Source organism: Blautia sp. HA8986, from assembly GCF_056504635.1.
The window spans coordinates 930,271-950,617 of sequence record NZ_JBWLUQ010000001.1; the positions used below are offsets into that span (position 1 = coordinate 930,271).

Sequence of the window (20,347 nt, forward strand, 5' to 3'; positions counted from 1 at the left end):
GGCGCAGAAAACCGCGTCAGCCTCTTCCTTTTCCGTGTTTATTGCTGTTATCTGTTCTTTGCAGACAACAGCTGTTTATTTATATATTTTTTATTATTCAGCCAGTGTATAGATTTTGGAGTAATCATAGTAAATAGTTTTTAACAGGCACTCATCAAAACCGCCGAACTCTTTGTTTACAGCATAGAATCCGTTGGAGTATGCGATCGGGTAGATATACATATTGTCGTTGATGGTGTTCTGGATCTCCTTGTATATCTCACCTCGCTCTGTCTCATCTGCTGTACTGTTGCCCTTCTCCCACAGTGCATCAAGATCTGTATCCTTGATCCTGGAGTAGTTGGAACGGCTGTCAGAAGAGCACATATCTGCATAAAGGCTCGGCTCCTCTCCTAAAGTATAGAAGCTGAGTACCAGATCATAGTCTGCACATTCCGGATCCTTTGTTTTGTTCTTGAAGGTGGACTCATCCGTCGGAAGAAGATTTACTGTGATTCCTACGTTAGCCAGTGCAGACTGTATGTAAAGTGCCTCGCTCTCCATAGTCTTATCTGTGGAAATATACATCAGGTTCAGGGAAAGGCTTGTCTTGCCTGCTTCAGAAAGGAGCTCCTGTGCCTTAGCAGGATCATTATCATAAGTGTTGTCCGGTTTCGCATAGTAGAGAGTATCCGGTGTAAACAGGGAATCTGCTGGCTCTGCGTAATCCTCGGAAAGGAATGCAAACTGGCAGAATTCTTCTTTGTTCAAGGCGTATGCGATAGCCTGGCGTACTTTTACATCCTGAAGATCCTCGTTCAGCTCGTTCATAAACATCGCGTTAACTCTTCCGGAATTATATGTATTGATGTTTACGTTATCATATGCGCTGACTGTATCATAATCATCTGCACTGATCAGACGTGCATCCAGATCGCCGCTTGCAAGTGCTGCGTTGGCAGAGCTAGAATCCTTAACGATCTTAAATGTGATGGAATCCAGGTTTACATCCTGGAAATAGTCATCAAATTTCGTTACTTTAAAGTACTCGCCGGATTTATATTCTTCGAATTTAAACGGTCCGTTTCCTACCGGATTATTGTTCAGATCGCTCTCACCGATGTTCTCAACACCCTCATAAATGTGTTTCGGAATGCAGTAAACCTGGCTTAGTCCACCGAGAAAACCTGCTGAAGAAGAACCCAGGGAAAGTTTCACTGTAAGGTCATCTACCTTCTCCGCCTCTACAGCCTTGTCATTCACATATCCATAAGAAGCATATGGTACGTTCTGCTTCTCATCTACCAGAACCTGCATGGTAAATACAACATCATCTGCTGTAAGCGGCTCACCATCATGCCATTTAAGTCCGTCTTTCAGCTTCAGGGTAAATTCGCTGGCATCATCGTTGGCTGTTACACTTTCGCAAAGTCCGTTTCCGTAATACATCTCTCCGTTCACGATCTCAAAAAACGGGCTGTACAGTGCCTGCATCATATCAAAGCTTGTCTGATCCACAACATAAAGTGGATTGATGTTCTGTGGGTCTGCTGTCTCTGCAATAGTGATATTACCGCCCTCTGCCTTGGCTTCTTCTGTATTTTCTGCTGCAAAAACCGCTGTTCCTGCAAAAACTGTAGTTCCTGCTACTGCAGCTGCAAGAAGTGCTGCCAGTACTTTTTTTCTCATCTCTTAGTTCCTCCTCTGATCCAGTGAATATCTCCATTTTCCCACCGGGTTAGTATGATATAGGTAAAATAGTACTATATCTTCTATTCATTGTCAAGTTTATCCGGAAATATATGTGGATTTTCTCACTGCATTTCGATAAAATCTTATGTATTATTCTACCTGTAGAAACAGGATGCGTCAAGAAATTTTTTATATAAAAATCTCCAGGACTTCTGTAACGAAAATCCCGAAGATGGATCCAGTTAATGGTACAGTTGATCACCAACGTCATTACAGACAGGGCAAATGCAATCCCTGCGATCTCCACACACCGAAGTGTTGCCAGCAGTATCTGAGTAATGGCAAAGAAAAAATATGTAAACCGGATGATCGTCAGGTAGGACATTCCTGCCTCAATGATCGTCTGATCTGTTGTAAAAAACCCAAGCAGCTGTCTCGGAAAAAAACTTGCCAGTATAAACAGGATCAGGGCAATAAAAAGGCCTGTGCGCATGGCTCAGGCACTGATCTTTCTTACCGGCTGCGTTTCCTTCTTTCCCCAGTACTGGCTGCCAAATATGACAAGTCCGTCTCCCAGTGCCATAAGCAGCTGCTGAAAGACGGACTGTACCTGATTCACGGTCGTTACACCGGATAATGCAGTTTCACTGAATGCACCAAGCATGATATTATCTGCAAGATTAACGCTTAAAGTCACAACATTCTGCAGCACCAGCATGGAACACAGTTTCAGAAAATTGCGGTAAAAATTCTTCATTATTCCTCTACAATGGCAATAATATCATCGGCATTGATCACCAGATATTTCTCACCTTCATATTTAATCTCAGTTCCTGTGTATTTACCATAGATAACACGATCGCCCGGTTTCACCTGTACCGGTACTTCCTTACCGTCTATGACCTTACCGCCGCCTACTGCGATAACCTCTGCCTGCTGTGTCTTCTCCCTGGAGCTATCCGGAAGTACGATGCCGGATGCTGTCTTATCCTCTGTCTCAAAATACTTCACGATGACTCTGTCCTGAACTGGTTTTAATGCCATAATGATTTCCTTCTTTCTGTATTATTAGCACTCTTTTATCTCGAGTGCTACTCTTTTCTTATCATACTACAAATCAGGGAATTGTCAAGTTATTGTTTCGCCTGAAATACTGCTGGGCACTGCCAAATTACTGTTCACTCCGTTCTCAGTAACACGCTTCGCGATGCACAGAATTTATGCTGATCGCATAAATTCACGCGGTATGTCTCTGTTCTGGCATAAACGGTCTCTTCCTTTAAAGCAGATATTTTATTTATGATATGGTTCACCGTTAATAATGCGATAGCTTCTGTAGATCTGTTCCAGAAGGATCACCCTCATCAGCTGGTGCGGGAATGTCATTTTGGAAAAGCTGAGAGCATAGTCGGATCTTTTAAGCACTTCCTTTCCAAGTCCTATGGAACCTCCGATCACAAACTGGATATGGCTGTTTCCCCTGATTCCCAGATTGTTGATCTTTTCTGCAAATTTCTCAGAAGTGAGCTGTTCTCCTGCAATCTCCAGGGTAATCACAAACGCATCATCCTTAATATATTTCAAAAGACGTTCACCCTCTTTGTTCCTGATGGAATCCTCCACTGTCTCACTGGCATTGTCCGGTGTTTTCTCATCGGCTGTCTCTATGATCTCCAGCTTGCAGTAACGGCTGAGCCGCTTGGAATACTCTGCAATCGCATCTCTTAAATATTTTTCTTTGATTTTCCCTACAGTAAGAATGCTTATCTTCATCAGCCGTTCTCCTCCAGATAATTCTCAAACTCTTCTGCTGACATCAGTACTTTACGAGGCTTGGTTCCTTCCTCTGGGCCTACAACGCCAGCATCACACAGCTGATCCATGATCCTTGCAGCACGGTTAAATCCGATCTTAAACATACGCTGTAGCATGCCGATGGAAGCCTTCTCTTTCTCAATAATGAACTTACCCGCATCTGTAAAGTATACGTCTCTGTCACCTCCACCGGCTCCTCCTGCTGCGCTGGCAGTATTCACCTGCTTCTCAATGGAAGTGTCATAGACTGCTCCCTGATTCTTATTAGAAACATATTCTACAACAGCACTGACTTCTTCATCAGACACAAACGCCCCCTGCAGTCTGGCAGGTTTCTGATATCCCTGCGGATAAAACAGCATGTCTCCTTTGCCGAGAAGTTTTTCCGCACCATTCATATCCAGAATCGTTCTGGAATCCACTCCTGAAGACACGGAGAATGCAATTCTGGACGGCATATTCGCTTTGATCAGACCTGTAATGACATTTACAGACGGTCTTTGCGTTGCAATGATCAGATGAATGCCTGCAGCACGGGCCAGCTGTGCAAGACGGCAGATAGCATCCTCCACCTCACCAGGTGCTACCATCATAAGGTCCGCAAGCTCGTCTACGATGATCACGATCTGCGGCATCTTTTCCGGAGCCTTCTCTCCCTCCGGAACACGCATATTTGCAACTTTTTTATTATATTCTCCAAGATTACGCACTCCGTACTCTGCAAAAGCATTGTAACGGCTTGTCATCTCAGAAACAGCCCAGTTCAGAGCACCTGCAGCCTTCTTCGGATCTGTGACAACAGGAATAAACAGATGCGGAATACCATTGTATACACTCAGCTCTACTACCTTCGGATCAATCATGATCAGACGAACTTCATCCGGTGTTGCCTTATAAAGAATGCTGATGATAAGAGTATTGATACACACAGATTTACCTGAACCAGTAGCACCGGCGATCAGAAGATGGGGCATCTTGGCAATATCTGCCACGACCGGTTTCCCTGCAATATCTTTACCTGCTGCAAAAGAAAGCTTGGATTTGGCATTCTTAAATTCATCAGACTGGAGAATATCCCGGAGCATAACAGGACTGTTCTCCTTATTCGGAACCTCAATTCCTACAGCTGCCTTGCCGGGAATCGGTGCCTCAATACGGATATCCGGAGTAGCAAGGTTCAGTTTAATATCATCAGAAAGGCCTACGATCTTGCTGACTTTCACTCCCATCTCAGGCTGAAGTTCATACCTGGTAACAGTCGGTCCGCAGCTTACATTGGTTACAGTTACATTAACGCCAAAATTATGCAGAGTATCCTGAAGCTTCTGGGCAGTTTTTCTTAAATGAGCATCCGAATCGCCCTGGGATCTGCCATCCCCACGTTTCAGAATTTTAAGAGGCGGATACTGATATGGTTTCTTCTCAGGAAGTTCTTTCTGGCTGATTTCATGCTGGATATTCCTGATCCCATGCTCAATCTCGGCCTTTGAAGATTTCGGGTTTCTGGATGGCTGTTGGGATACCTCCTCTGTCAGTATTGCTTTTTCCTGATCTGCTGCTTTCGTACCGGCAGATACAGCTCTGTCCTCCCGGCTCTGCCTTTTTTCAGGTGCAGATACCGGCTCTGACGGAAGGATCTGATTCATTTCCGGGATATCTGCATCCTCATATCCATCGTAATCATCCTCTGGAATATCTTCCTGGATATCACGCTCAAAATCGGGTTCCTCCGGCTCCTCAAAAGCCTGTGGTGCAGGTGTTGATCGATGGATTTGAAATTCCAACGGAACTTCATGAGAAGGCTGTTTCTCCTCTGCTTCCTGCTTCTCCTTATCCGTCAGATCAGTCTCCGCCGGAAGTTCTGCTTTTTCTTCATCAAGAAAAGAAGGAAGATTAAACTCTCCCTTACGGTTCGCTTTCACTGCCGCCTGTCTTTCTTTTTCTGCTCTGGCAGATTTCTTCCCGAATTTCTTCTTTCCGGCGGTCTCAGGAACTGATCCTGCCATAGCCAGTTCTTCCTCTGCCAGTTCCTCTTCAAGAAGACGTATCTTCTCTGCTCTCTTCTCTGCGCGGAGCTTTCTGCGGAGCTCTTTTTTCTTTTCACGGTCAGGCTGTCCTTCCAGATAAGCCTCCCTGCCCTCTTCCACTGCACCTGAAATCAGATCCAGGATTTTGTTCATAAATCCGAAAAATGATTTCTGGGTGATAATGATCAGGGAAACCAGAAGTACCAGCACAATGATCACCGCACCTCCTGCCACACCAAACGCAGAAGCAGTGGAAATACAGATTGCACCTCCGAACACGCCTCCTCCTGTATGATACTCAGAGCTTAAAGAATAATAATCTGCAAATGTTGTGCTGGGTGTATAACCTTCTGTCAGAAGCTGCAGCAGACCGCAGAGAAATACAAAAAAAACGATCCCCGCAAAAAATTTCTTATACGCAAGACGATTCGAACTGTTGACCAGCAAAAATGCTACTCCGCCAAACAGCACAACGGGAAACAGATATGCACACATTCCCATAATTCCAAAAGATATGCTGCTGATGGCATTGCCCACAATACCGCCCATTCCAAAAGCGCTGATCATCAGGATGATACATGCTGCAAGTACTACCAGAATAAGAATTTCGGTCTGAAATCTGTTTTCGGCAGGCTGCTGCTTCTGTGCAGTCTTTTTCTTTCTTTTTTTTGTTGTTTTTGATGCTGCCATTATCAGATTCCTCCCAGTTAATAATTCAGGCGGATAAAATCATCCGCATTCGGTTAAATATAATTCGCTGCCAGTACAATAATCCCGGCTGCGAAACAATAAAATGCAAAATATCGCAGTTTAAGCTGATTCACAAGATTCACCATAAAGCGGATCACCAGGTACCCAACAATTCCAGCCACAAGCATTCCGAGAATGTATGTAAATCCTCTCCCTACAGTCATGCTTACTGAGGTGAATTCTCCCATCTCAACAAAAAATGCTCCGATCACTGCCGGAATGCTCATGAGCAGAGAATATTTTACAGCAAATTTCCTGCTCATTCCGCAGAAAAGACCTGCGCTCATAGTAAGTCCCAGTCTCGATATCCCCGGAAATACAGAAATTCCCTGGCAGATTCCCATCCACATGGCATCCCCGTAATCAGCTTCTCTTGTTCCTTTATTTCCATTTATATTGCTGTAATCTACTACAAGAAGAATTACTCCGGTAAGCAGCAATCCAATACCAGAAAACATATGAGATGCTGCTGTACGCACAATAAGACGTTTACACTGATATCCGATCAGCATTGTAGGAAGTGTAGAAACAATAAGAAGTGCAGTAAGTTTACGGTAAGTACCTGTTACGATCCTGGCATAAGTAAGATTCTTTCCTGTTCTTCTGTTATAAAGAAAAATATTCGCATTACCGATCAGGTCCATGATCATTCCAATCAGCTCAATTCCGATCTTCCTGATATCTTTCCATAAAAATAAGATAAGGGCTGCCATTGTTCCTATATGAAGCATTACTTCAAAAAGTACACCTGAACCTCTGGTTCCGCCCATCAGATGCTGTGCTGCACAGAGATGTCCGAAACTGCTCACCGGAAGAAATTCTGTGATGCCCTGCAGGATTCCCAATATAATAGCATGTATTACTGACATAATTATATTTCCTTTTCTAAAAATTTTTCCAACACATTATAGCATAATTGCAGCCAACTTACAATCCACTCTTGGTAGAAAAATCAAACAGATGTTCTTTCCGGTGTAATTCAGCAAACAGAGTAAAAAAAGCCTCCCGGCTTGTGCCATATATGGCCACTGCAGCCGGAAGACTCTTTATAAACAGAGCTTCTGTTTATTTATTTTTCAGATATTCATCGATACCTCTTGCGCCTGCTTTACCAGCACCCATTGCAAGGATTACGGTAGCTGCACCTGTAACGGCATCTCCACCTGCGTATACACCATCCTTAGATGTCTTACCAGTCTCCTCCTCAGCAACGATACATCTTCTCTTGTTGATATCGAGACCTTTGGTTGTGGAAGAAATAAGCGGGTTCGGTGAAGTACCGAGAGACATGATAACTGTATCCACATCCATCTCATACTCGGAACCAGGAATCTCTACCGGACGTCTTCTTCCAGAAGCATCCGGCTCACCAAGCTCCATCTTAACAACTTTCATACCGTTTACATGTCCGTTCTCATCCACAAGGATCTCCTTCGGATTAGTAAGAAGGTCAAAGATGATGCCCTCTTCCTTAGCGTGATGAACTTCCTCTGCTCTGGCAGGAAGCTCAGCTTCACTTCTTCTGTACACGATATGTACTTCCGCACCAAGTCTCAGAGCTGTTCTTGCAGCATCCATAGCAACATTACCACCACCCACAACTGCAACTTTCTTGCCTGCTGCGATCGGTGTATCGTAAGAATCATCGAATGCTTTCATGAGGTTGCTTCTTGTCAGGTACTCGTTTGCAGAAAATACACCACTTGCATTCTCACCCGGGATACCCATGAACATCGGAAGTCCTGCACCGGAGCCGATGAATACAGCCTCAAATCCCTCATCCTCGATCAGCTGATCGATGGTAGTGGATTTACCAATGACTACATTTGTCTCGAATTTAACGCCTAACTCTTTAACTTTCTCGATTTCTTTCTTAACAACTTTCTGTTTCGGAAGACGGAACTCCGGAATACCGTAAACAAGAACACCGCCAAGCTCATGAAGAGCCTCGAATACAGTTACATCGTAACCAGCCTTTGCAAGATCGCCTGCACATGTAAGCCCGGAAGGACCGGAACCGATAACTGCAACCTTGTGTCCGTTCTTAACTTCTGCTCCGGCAGGTTTAATATCATGCTCAAGAGCATAGTCAGCAACAAATCTCTCAAGTTTACCGATAGAAACAGCTTCACCTTTCTTACCGCGGATACACTGTCCCTCACACTGGGACTCCTGCGGGCACACACGGCCGCAGATAGCCGGAAGTGCGGAAGATAATCCGATCACTTTGTATGCCTCTTCCATGTTGCCTTCTTTGATGTGCTCGATAAATCCCGGAATATTGATAGATACCGGACATCCCTCTACACATTTCGGTTTCTTACAGCCGAGACATCTCTGTGCCTCTTCCATTGCTTCTTCCTGATTATATCCAAGACATACTTCCTCGAAGTTTGTCGCACGTACCTTAGGATCCTGCTCTCTTACAGGAACTTTTTTTAACATTTTTGCATCTGCCATTACTTGTCACCTCCGCACTGTCCGCATCCACCGTGGTGGGTATCGCCTTCCTGAAGTTTCAGTAATGCACGTCCCTCCTGGGTCTTGTACATCTGGCTTCTCTTCATAGCCTGATCGAAATCAACGAGATGTCCGTCAAACTCCGGTCCGTCTACACAGGCAAACTTAATCTCATCACCGACCTGCAGACGACATGCGCCGCACATACCGGTTCCGTCAACCATGATCGGGTTCATGCTGACAATTGTATGGATTCCAAGTTTCTTGGTAAGGAGACAGACAAATTTCATCATGATCATCGGTCCGATTGCTACACAGACATCATAATGTTTGCCTTCGTTTGTAACGAGATCCTCAAGAGTTTTTGTTACCATACCGGAACGGCCATAGGATCCGTCATCTGTCGTAACATAAAGATTGGAAACAGATGAAAGCTCTTTCTCAAGGATAACCATATCCTTTGTCTTGGAACCAAGGATAACATCTGCTGTGATACCGTGCTCATGAAGCCATTTAACCTGCGGATAAACAGGTGCAGTACCTACACCACCAGCAACAAATACCATTTTCTTCTTCTTAAGTTCTTCAATATCCTCGTGTACAAACTCAGACGGACATCCCAGCGGTCCTACGAAATCGCGGAAAGAATCTCCTTCTTTCAGAGCGGACATCTTAACAGTAGATGCACCGATCTCCTGGAATACAATCGTAACTGTACCGGCTTCGCGGTCATAGTCACAGATAGTAAGCGGGATTCTCTCTCCCTTTTCATCAAGTTTCACAATGATAAATTGTCCTGGCAGACAGTGGCTTGCCACACGTGGTGCATGCACAACCATAAGATGAATCTTAGCTGCCAGTGTTTCAGCTTTTAAAACCTTATACATGGTCTTCCTCCTCGCGCAAATTATAAACCTTCATTAATAATACGCTAAAATTTATCATATGGCAAGGGGAGATTTACAATTTCTGTCAATTTTCTTTACCGCAATGCAGTGTAATCATATTAGTTATGTTTAACCTAACTTTACCAGAAGTTACAAACATAAGCTGTTATTTCCGGGATTTTTTTCTTCGATCAAAGCATACAGCTTGTCAAGAGCGTCCCGAATCCCTCCTACTTCATCGATCAGGCCTTCTCTGACAGCCTCCTCTCCTTCCAGCATTGTGCCTACATCTTTTACCAGCTGGGAAGTATCCAGCATCAGTTCTTCCATCCGCTGCCTTTTCATATGGGAATGTCCTGATACAAAAGCTGTGATCCTGTCCTGGATCTTTTCCATATTGCGGTAAGTCTGTACCACCCCGATAAACATACCGCTCTGGCGCACCGGATGGATCACCATGGTCGCACTTGGCACAATAAATGAATAATCTGCGGAAACAGCCATTGGAACTCCTATGGAATGTCCGCCTCCAAGAACAAGGGAAACCGTGGGAATACTTAATGATGCAATCATCTCCGCAATGGCAAGTCCCGCCTCCACATCACCGCCTACAGTATTCAAAAGGATCAGAAGACCTTCAATCTCCTCATCATCCTCAATTAATGCCAGTTTGGGCAGCACATGTTCATACTTGGTCGTCTTGCTGTGAGAAGGTGCAGATTCATGACCTTCGATCTCCCCGATCACAGTAAGAAGCTCTACTTTATGCTTCCTTGAATTTCCGTTAAGCACCACCTGCCCCATCTCCCGGATCTGCCCGTTCTGGCTGTCCTCACGATCCAGCTCTTTTTGTTTTTTCTCTTCTTTTTCGTTTTCTTTCATATATAAAAATACCTCCAGAATCAAAATCCTGGAGGTATTATGTGCGAAAATCTTCAGTTTATTCTGTTTTTATCCAAAACATATATATTACACTAACATCTTATTTTGTAATCTTCACTGCTTTCAGCCTGCTCCAGGAAGAGTAATATTTCTTTCCGCTTACTGTCTTGTAAGTTCGGATCCTTACATAATATGTCTTCTTGGAAGCCAGTCCTGCAGCTGTATATTTTGTTGTGGAAGATTTTGTGATAACTTTCTTTTTCACTCCGCTCTTGAAAGTTTTACTTGTACAGTACTGGATTTCATAGCCTGTCACATAGCTGTTCTTTTTCCACTGAATATCTGCTTTTCTTTTTTTAATGTTGGTACATTTTGTCAGCGATGTGCCAGATGGATTTACTGTTACTGTAATGTTCTTCTTTGCTGTTTTGCAGTTTTTGGTTGCAGATGCTGTGATGGTAATCGTCGCCGCACCTGCAAATTTCGCCGCAATGGTTACTTTTCCGTTCTTGTCAACTGTAACACTTCTATTATTGGATTTATAAGTCAGCTTTGCCTTATCCAGTGCTTTTGCACCAAGTGAAAATGTCTGTTTCTTTGTGCTCTGGATTTTTTTGACATTGGATGCTGTGATCCGGTTGCTTCCCTGGACGATCTTAAATGTGGCTGTCAGAGTTCCTCTGTAGTATGGTGCTATTCCGGTTACTGTTACTGTTGCAGTTCCTACATTTATGTTGTTCTTCCAGGTGACCTTGTAATCCTGGTTTTCTGTCAGGAACTGGTCTCCGAAATCACCCAAATATGCCTTGTCCCGCACATAAATTTTCATTTTCTGTGCAGCTCCGGTATATGGCATGGTCGTGTATCGAAGCTTCAGTTCGCCATATTTCTTAAGGTTTGCACCATATACTGTTCTTGTTTCCGGATCCCATGGATTCCATGTTGTCCAGCTGCCTCCGTAGCTCTGCAGTTTATCCTCTGTCCACGTAGGATTATTAGCCGGATAATAAGCGGTCACTGCACTTCCGCGGAACATATTTGGTGCCATTTCCGGTGCATCTCCGTAGAAATAAAGAGAATATATGGTTGTTCCGCTTAAGATATCATCTTCTATCTTTCCGACACTTCCTTCAATATCTGCTGATGTTGTAGGCCAGTTTTTGAAGGTATCCTTCGTGACAACCGTCTTTTCACCATCCGGAACCGGAGTTGCTGTTGGTTTCGGTGCTGCGGTCGGTTTCGCAGTCGGCTTCGGTGCTGCTGTTGGTTTTGCAGTCGGCTTCGGACTTGGAGTTGGGGTCGGTTTCGGAAGTTCATCACTCTCCCAGTAGAACGCTTCTTCTGAGGTATTGTCGTAATAGCTCTCTTCCGGCTCACTGCTACTCTTCACGCGGACTGCGATTTTCTTGATCTGATTTCCATCAGCCATCTCCGGAAGAACATCCAGTGATACATTCCATACTTCATCCGGTGCAAGGTTTGCCATTGTCTGCTGTGCGTAGACTTTCTCCGGATTCAGCGGATCATAGAAAATCGCTGTCACCGGACCTGAAGCGTAACCATTGTTAAATACAGTTGCTGCCATAGTATACATATCTTCATTTTTATAAGTCTTTGTCTGTACACGGAAGTTCGCAGAACCGATCACAACAGAAGTCTTCAGACTGTCTGAAACATTCGCTGTGGAACCTTTCTCTGTCACCTGAACCCTGTATTCTGTACGTTTCAGGTCAGCAGGAAGTGTAAATTTCACCGGGATCTCTGCAGTCTCCCCGGAAAGGATTGTCTTATCTGCAGATGTTTCCAGAACCACTGTATTGCCCTTAAGGATCTTGACAGTTTCTCCTGTGCAGGTCTTATCTCCCTGATTTTTTACTGAAACAGTAAGATCCAGTGATTCTCCTGCTTTTACTTTCGATGTATCAAAGCTGACACTTTCTGCTTTCAGCTCGGTCTTTCCGTGATCTACACACTTGCTTACCAGATTATTGGTTCCATTGTCATTTTCTTTTGAAATATCGATTTTTCGCTTATTATAAGTAAGTACCAGCTTTCCGTTTACAAATGCACCTTGAATCTGTTCCACATAATCTGCTGCATCTGTAAGCTGTGTGATTCCGGACCATTTCTTATTCTGTCCGTCATAGTAGATCACATATGCATTGGCGCAGTTTTCTCCGTTCTTTGTAAAGAGGATTGCTGCATCACCGTTTTCACCTTTGATAACCTGACGCACATTACCTGTGATTCCGCCGTTTTCAAAAGCATTTACTGCATTCTGGCTGGATTTATCCCTTGTATAAAGAGTACCTGCTGTATCTGTCCAGAGAAGTGCATTCTCTCCGCCTATATTTCCAAAACGAAGATTTTCAATCTGCTCTCCCTCCAGAGAAGTCCTGGATCCGCTCTGAACATCAACGATATATCCTTTTCTTGCAGAACCCTGATTCAGCGTACCTGTACTGTAAGCATAATATAAAGTACTTCCGATCGTACCTACCGCATCGCCCTGGATACTCTCTTTTACTGAAACAAGATTCTTTGTTGACCAGGATGAACCTGATTTCTGCGCAACATAAATACTGTTAGTACCTTCTGCTCTCCACAGATCACCCTTGCTGTTTACTGTCCAGGTGATCGCCGGATTGCTGTTTACTACTGTTATCTGCGGCTGGATCTCATAAGTATTATTGGATGTCAGTGTCTCCTGTGCCTTAAAACTATGTGTTGTACTGTCATATGCAGCTGCTGCAACTTCTGTTTTTGCAGAGATCGCAGTAATTCCATCCACACCCTTCAGGCTGGAAGAAGCATCGTTCCATACTACCCAGGCATGAGTACCGTCAGTTGCCACCTGTGGATTAAAATCTGCTGTCTTATTATCGGCTACCAGTGTCGGAGTGCTCCAGGTATTTTTAGCCGCATTATAAACAGAGTAATAAAGTGCCGATTTATCAGCAGTATCCCTGCCTTTGGCATCATTTAAAAACACCATAACTGTATCACTGCCGCAGGTAAACATCGCAGGTGCCATCTCCGGATAACCGTTGGATACCAATGTCCGCTCGCCCGAAGAAGCCTGCGTGGATACTGCATTTCCATCCCAGAATTCCTGTTCATCGTAGCTGTCACGGCTGATAGCTTCGTAACTGTCATAATCACTTAAAAGTTCCTGAACGTCTGTTACTTCTCCGGACGATCTCGCACTCCGTATGGTTGATGTATCCCGTTTATAAATATCATACGTTCCTTTTAAAATTGGGAATTTCACCTGCGCACCCAGAAGCCGTCCCTGAACGCCAATGCTTCCTTTAAGATAAAAATTCTCAAGTCCGGAAGTTTCAAATGGATAGATCGATCCGGATACGCCAAGTCCTCCGCTTCCGTAAAATCCACCGGATATCAGATAAGCGGCTCCCACACCTCCATAAAGGCTAAGCTCAAGTTCTCCTTTCATTCCGATTCTTGCACTGTTTTTCGCACTGCTGTCAAAATTAAGAACAATGTTGCCAGTTCCTGTGATCGTGCCTGTAAAGTCAATAGCATATACGATCGGAGTTCCGACTACCTGCCCTTCACCACTGTAGCCTCCACTGAGTTCCACACATAATGTACCACTTAACTGATTATTATATGGCACTGTTGCTTCGGCATAACCATAGACTTTAAGATCAAGGCTTGTTGATCCCATTCCGACTACTTTTTTCTTATTTACATTTTCTGAAAATTCTTTCAGAAAATCCTTGCGTTTTCCAAGTGGATCTGACAGGGATTCCGCTGTGGAACTGGCAAAAGCACTTAATGCTTTTGATTTTTCCGGATCCTTAAGATCAGCTTTCAGAAGATTGATGCCAACCTTGATCTTCATACTTTCATTATTTTCAGCAGCTTCTGTCACAAAATACACCGGCAGATCAAAGCCTGACATTGAAAAGCTGGAACCCCCGAAAATAGGAACATCCTCTCCAATTGTAAACTTCAGGCCCTTGCCAAAAGTATAACTCAGGGTCTTATCTACATCCTCTTCAACTTTCAGATTGATCTTTGTGGTTGATTCTATTTTTGTGTCACTGCAAGTCTGGATCACCACATCATTATATGTAACTTTCCCATTTTTATCTGTTGTTTCTGTTTCCGCAAAATCTCCGTTTTTCACTTTAAAAAGACCATCTGTACTGCTCGCAATAACCTTCTTTCCCTGAACCAGTTCATATCTGTCGATCTTGTTATTTGCAAGTGCCGGCTTCGCCTGAATCGTAAACTGCGTGTCTTTGGCTGTCCTTGAAATTGTCTTCGTCTCAGACAGAAGCTCATACTCATTGGTATTGTACTTCATAATTACAGAGCCCAGACTGTACTCATTAACTTCCCCTGCCGGGATCAGAGTTACTCTGCATTCCCTGTTCTTCGGAAATTTAAATTCTGTATTTGTGTATGTAGTATAGCCGTCTTTTGATACAGCAAGGATATCCGTGCCGTTCTCTTCCATTTTGATGGTTGCCACACCGGCTTCATTTGTAGTAACAGTTTCTCTGCCGATGCTTACCTTCGCACCATTCAGAAGAGGCTCTTTTTTATCACCCTTCTTTTTCCTTCCTGTAACTGTGATCCGAATTTCCTGTTTCTTATGTTTATTATGATGCACTTCATTGTCCGGATGCTTGTCGATCAGATCCTTGATTGCTGTAAGTACCGGATAACCATACGCATATTCGGAATCCATATCCCATACATTCTGGAAATCCCAGTCAGTATAGCTTCCCGCTGTTTTCATCTGGACAGTTGTAAGACCACCGCTCGCGATACGTTTATTATCAGGAGAAGTATACACTGTACGTGGCTCATCCTTGCAGTTTGCCTTAGCCAGAAGCCACTGCTGCGGAATTTCTTCCAGATTATAGTAACAGTGACGGATCTCTTTGTTATTAAAGCAGGCAATTGCACCCGGAAACGATACATCCACACTGGAATTTCCGGATTCCGGCAATGTACCGATGCTGTAGCAGTTTTTTATAACATTATGATTATGTCCTGCAATACCACCATTGTAATCAATTGCAGATGTATGGAGAATCTGTCCGTCATTGTAGCAGTCCTGAATGATTCCGCTGCTGTTTCCGGTTATACCGCCCATGGAACCGCCAAGAGCCGCATACCCTATTGTACCGGTATTATAGCACTGGAAAATCGTAGTGCTTCCCGGAATTGCACCGCAGATTCCACCGGTATTATAGCCTCCATAAACATATCTCTTATTGACGCACTGTTCAATGATCTCTTTGGCATTATTCTGTCCGCCATCAATCTGGCTGACGATTCCACCAAGTGAAACATATGGAGATCCATTGATCCCGGCTTCGTTGACGCAGCGTTTCACCCGGACTGTGCCTTTTGAATTGTTGCTGTGACCGATGTAACTGATAATGCCGGAAACTTTTCCGTATCTTCCCGTTGAACTGGTGACACCGGAGAACTTACATTCTTCTACTGTAACATCACCATCTCCATCTACCCAGTCCCTGCCGGTAACCTCAAGTGAACCGATAATACCGCCGCCGGCTCCATTTGTAGTGATATCTGCCTTTGATGTACATTTTTTTACAGTAACATCGTTTCCAAGTCTTCCACATTTCAGTAGGCCTACAATACCTCCCAGGGTTCCACCGCTTAAGACTCCTGTCGTATTACAGTTACTTAAAGTAAAATTTACACCGGCATAGCAGTTGATAACACCGGCTACGATTCCCTGTTCATTTCCATAGGAAAGCTCTGCATCTTTAATGTTGATGTTCCGGATATAGACATTCTCCTCCGGTTTTTCATACCATACATATCCAAACAATCCAAAACCATATTCCCGGTTCAGGGTCGTATCTGTTTTCAGATTATAGATCGTATGATTCTGTCCATCAAAACTTCCACTGAAAGAATTCTCAATATTTCCGATTGGGATCCAGTTATAGCCTGCCAGATCAATATCCGCCACCAGCTTGACCCTGGCACCTGCAAAAGAGGTTCCTTCTGAAACTGCCTTGGATACCCATGCAAGCTGTGCTGCATTCTGAATGGTATAGACGCTGCCCTTTGGTTTAACCTCCTCTGTCTTCACACCATCCCATTCGCTGGATTCAAAATCTCCCGGTACCGGGCTGTCATCTTCATCCATAGTCTCCTTGTCAATAAAGACCAGCTTATTTTCTTTTGCATAAGTTTCTGCTGCTGTTCTCTTGTATCCTCGGATCTTACAATTCCTGAATGCCCTTTTTCCAATTGATGTGACAGATTTCGGAATATCCGCATAGACCAGAGAAACCTCATTATCAAAAGCATTTGCCCCAATAGTCTTGGTTCCTTCCGGGAATTCAATATTTTTCAGTCTGGAACATTCTGCGAATGCGTATTCTGCCACAGTTTCAAGACTTGACGGCAGAGTGATCTTACGGAGACTAGCTGCATTCCAGAAAGCACCTCTGGAAATCTCTGTCACGCCATCTGGTATCTCCAGTTCTTCCCTGTCACTCGCTCCTGCATAAAGCAGTACTTTCCCACCGTCTTTTGTAAGGATCATATCATCAACAGATTTAATTACTGTATTCTGTTCGTCTACATGATAACTGCCAACAGTACTGATATAATCAGTCAGATCTGAAGTATCCACTTTTATCCTTGATCCCAGATTTACAGTGTCTATGATCTCCCGTCTTCCCAGGATCTCCGGGTTAAAAGTTCCTGCCACATCAAGCATAACCTCTTTCAGGGAGCTGCATCCATCCAGTATGCTCATTCCGATTTCTGTATTCTCAGCATTGCTGCGGATCGTTATGTTTTTCAGAGAGCTACATCCGTTAAAAGCACCATTCCCTATAAACTCTACCTGGTTTCCTGTACTGATCTCCTCAAGGCTGCTGCACTCGTCAAAAGCTCTGCTTCCAATAGTTCGAAGCTTCGGACTTATGTCTGCATAGACGAGGTTTTTACAGCCCGAAAAAGCGGAGTCGCCTATGGAAATCACCTGCTCTCCCATTGTAACCTTTGTAATGTACTTTGCATCGGCAAAGGCTTTTTTTCCGATGTCAGTTACCTGATCTGGCACCTGAAACTCTGTTGCAGAGCTGTGTACTGGATATTCAATAAGAAGCCCACTCTTATTACATAATGCTCCGTTTAAGATCTGATATGATTTATTTCCATCTTCCAGTGTATATTTCTCTGTACCAATATTGTAAATCTCTGTATTCTCAAGATTACCTGCATCTTTTCCGATCCTGATCTCCGGCACATAGAAACCGAATGTTTCAAATCCCGGATCAACAGCCTGGATATTCAGCACTTTTAACGCATCGTTCCCATCAAAAAGCCCTGACAGATCTGATTTCTTGGAAAAATCTTTTCCAAGGACTAATTCCTCCAATGCCGGAGCATTCTGGATTGCATAAAACCATCCACCTGTGATCTTGCTGTTAATAGTTAGTTTTTTCAGATTTTTTACATTCAGAAAAGAATGTCTCTCCAGCCCTTGTACGTCTGTGGGAACTGTATATTCCTGTGCATCTTTCGCAGGTGGATAATATACAAGACTCTTTCCGTTATCTTTTGTTGCTTTTTTGAAAAGGACTCCGTCTTTTACTTCCTGTGTAGTATTGCCAGCTTCTACCTGAACCGTCTTTACATACTCACCCCAGTAAGAATTGACTGGAAATGCAGTATCTTTTCCTACTGTAATGGTAGTAAAAGCGGTACATCCTGAGAAAGCCTCTCCGTCTACATAGTTGACAGATTTTTTGATTACCACTTCTTTTAAAGCTGTACAACCGGAAAAAGCCCTGGAACTGATTTGCAGCTTCTCCGCTGAAAACGTGACTTTCTCAAGTGTGGTATTATTTTTAAAAGCATTTTCAGAAACCCATCCTACAGGTTTACCACCTAATGTAGCCGGAATCTCTACTTCTTTGGCTGTACCTGTATATCCACTGATCGAAGCTTTATTATACTGGATATCATAAGTAAAATCTTTTTCTGATGCCTGCGCACCATCAGCATTTCCTTCATCAAAAGATTCTTCTGTAATTTCCTCCGATACTTCCGCAGGACTTATCTCTGGTTCTTCTTCCATTGTAAGTTCTGAATCGGATGGGTCTGTAAGATCTTCCACCTCATCCGAATTGTCTTCCGATGAAATATTTTCCTCCTGATCATTCTCTCCTGTACCAGATTCTTCCTGTTCTGGCGTTTCCTCTTCCTCCGCTTCCGGAGTAAGTACGATCTGAGCGGAATCCTGTCCGCTGTCTTCCTCTGTTTCAGATGAAGAATCAGTATGCTGATCCTCAAAAGAATCTTCTGTCACTGTATTTCCGGCTGCTGCATCTGTGAAGTCTGCCGCTGATGCAGGAAGACTTGTTCCCACTACGGCTACAGACAGAGAAACTGCCAGAAATCTCTGCAAAAATCTCCTTTTCATCTTTTTCCTCCCGTTTTTTAATATCATACTTATTTTACCATATTACTCTGCTATTCAGAAGTCCAAAAACAAAAAACCTCATTTTGTATGTTTTTCAGGATACTAAAATATCCTGTACATAAAAATGAGGTTTTTTCTGTTAAAGCCTTAATTTTTCAATTTATTTATCACTCGTCCCAGTTTGTCCATACATCAGTGACATCATCATCCTCATCAAGAAGATCCAGTGTTCTGTGGAGATCCTTGATAGCCTGGTCGTCGGTAAGCTCTACATATGTCTGTGGGATCATGGCGATCTGTGCTTCTACAAGCGGAATTCCGGCTTTCTCAAGAGCTTCACGTACTGCACTGAAGTCATCCGGTGCTGTGATGATCTCGAAGCTGTCCTCTTCCTCGCTGAAGTCCTCTGCGCCTGCATCGAGTGCTGTCATCATAAGCTCGTCCGCATCCATCTCACCGCACTCATCCTCAAGCTCTTCCTTGTCGATGATGATCTGGCCTTTCTGATCGAACATAAAAGATACACATCCCTGTGTTCCGATGCTTCCGTTACCTTTGGTAAATGCGTTACGCACGTTACCTGCTGTACGGTTCTTGTTATCTGTAAGAGTCTCTACGATGATGGCAACACCGTTCGGGCCGTAGCCCTCATATACAGCTTTCTCATAGCTGTCTGCGGAATCAGCACCTGCCGCCTTCTTGATTCCACGGTCAATGGTATCGTTCGGCATGTTGTTTGCTTTCGCTTTGGCAATGACATCACGAAGCTTGCTGTTATTTGCAGGATCCGGGCCGCCGGCCTTTACTGCCATAACGATCTCACGTCCGATGACTGTGAAGATCTTACCCTTCTTGGCATCATTTTTCTCTTTCTTATGTTTGATATTGGCAAATTTTGAATGTCCTGACATGTTATCTTCCTCTCCTCGTTTTTACTGTTCTCTCTTTGAACAATGTCTTATTACAAGTACCGATCACGTATTGCAACTCGATTAAATATAACACTTATGGAAGATTTCGTCAAGAATCAGAATACCAGGGCAGGCTAAAACGTAAGCTCCAGGCTGATCTCAAGTGCATGATTTACTTTATCCAGCATAGCTCCGTCCAGATGGCACACCTTATCTTTCAGCCTCCGCTTGTCGATGGTGCGCAGCTGTTCCAACAGGATCACGGAATCCTTCTCAATTCCGTAAGCAGATGCATCAATCTCAATATGTGTCGGCAGCTTTGCCTTGTTCATTTTAGATGTAATGGCTGCGCAGATCACTGTGGGGCTATGCCGGTTGCCCACATCGTTCTGAATGATCAGCACCGGACGGATACCACCCTGCTCACTTCCCACCACAGGCCTTAAATCTGCGTAAAAAATATCCCCTCTTTTTATAACCACACAA

General features: G+C 43.8%; 11 protein-coding genes and 1 pseudogene. All 12 read right to left on the bottom strand.

The window, feature by feature from the left end; genetic code table 11:
• Positions 1-93: 93 nt before the first annotated feature.
• On the bottom strand, positions 94-1,668 hold the full coding sequence (locus AC04Q4_RS04300) for an ABC transporter substrate-binding protein (RefSeq protein WP_476388557.1): 1,575 nt from the start codon (positions 1,666-1,668) through the stop codon (positions 94-96).
• 49 nt (positions 1,669-1,717) lie between these two features.
• Positions 1,718-2,428 (bottom strand): annotated as a pseudogene (locus AC04Q4_RS04305) (MATE family efflux transporter).
• Complete coding sequence (groES, locus tag AC04Q4_RS04310) at positions 2,428-2,715, bottom strand: co-chaperone GroES (RefSeq protein WP_476388558.1); 288 nt, start codon at positions 2,713-2,715, stop codon at positions 2,428-2,430. Before groES ends, AC04Q4_RS04305 begins: the two are co-directional and overlap by 1 nt.
• A 249-nt stretch (positions 2,716-2,964) precedes the next feature.
• Positions 2,965-3,444 carry a 23S rRNA (pseudouridine(1915)-N(3))-methyltransferase RlmH gene (gene rlmH / locus AC04Q4_RS04315; protein WP_173737771.1) on the bottom strand — a complete coding sequence of 160 codons (480 nt, stop codon included), beginning with the start codon at positions 3,442-3,444 and terminating at the stop codon, positions 2,965-2,967.
• Positions 3,444-6,203, bottom strand: a complete 2,760-nt coding sequence (locus AC04Q4_RS04320) for a DNA translocase FtsK 4TM domain-containing protein (protein ID WP_476388559.1) — start codon at positions 6,201-6,203, stop codon at positions 3,444-3,446. The genes rlmH and AC04Q4_RS04320 overlap by 1 nt, the downstream gene beginning before the upstream one ends.
• Before the next feature lie 53 nt (positions 6,204-6,256).
• Positions 6,257-7,132, bottom strand: a complete 876-nt coding sequence (locus AC04Q4_RS04325; RefSeq protein ID WP_173755803.1) for an undecaprenyl-diphosphate phosphatase — start codon at positions 7,130-7,132, stop codon at positions 6,257-6,259.
• 196 nt (positions 7,133-7,328) lie between these two features.
• Positions 7,329-8,723, bottom strand: coding sequence for an NADPH-dependent glutamate synthase (gltA, locus tag AC04Q4_RS04330; RefSeq protein WP_119238859.1), 1,395 nt, complete (start codon positions 8,721-8,723; stop codon positions 7,329-7,331).
• A complete protein-coding gene (locus AC04Q4_RS04335; RefSeq protein ID WP_173737767.1) occupies positions 8,723-9,610 on the bottom strand; it encodes a sulfide/dihydroorotate dehydrogenase-like FAD/NAD-binding protein in 888 nt (295 codons plus the stop codon). The genes gltA and AC04Q4_RS04335 overlap by 1 nt, the downstream gene beginning before the upstream one ends.
• A 150-nt stretch (positions 9,611-9,760) precedes the next feature.
• Positions 9,761-10,492 carry an ATP-dependent Clp protease proteolytic subunit gene (locus tag AC04Q4_RS04340; RefSeq protein WP_476388560.1) on the bottom strand — a complete coding sequence of 244 codons (732 nt, stop codon included), beginning with the start codon at positions 10,490-10,492 and terminating at the stop codon, positions 9,761-9,763.
• 100 nt (positions 10,493-10,592) lie between these two features.
• Entirely contained in the window at positions 10,593-18,950 is an 8,358-nt protein-coding gene (locus AC04Q4_RS04345) for a leucine-rich repeat protein (RefSeq protein ID WP_476388561.1), read from the bottom strand.
• Positions 18,951-19,117: 167 nt separating this feature from the next.
• Positions 19,118-19,861: a YebC/PmpR family DNA-binding transcriptional regulator gene (locus AC04Q4_RS04350; protein WP_173737764.1), complete on the bottom strand. Its 744-nt coding sequence runs from the start codon at positions 19,859-19,861 to the stop codon at positions 19,118-19,120.
• Positions 19,862-19,995: 134 nt separating this feature from the next.
• A complete protein-coding gene (locus tag AC04Q4_RS04355) occupies positions 19,996-20,343 on the bottom strand; it encodes a type II toxin-antitoxin system PemK/MazF family toxin (protein ID WP_092069144.1) in 348 nt (115 codons plus the stop codon).
• Between the last annotated feature and the right edge of the window lie 4 nt (positions 20,344-20,347).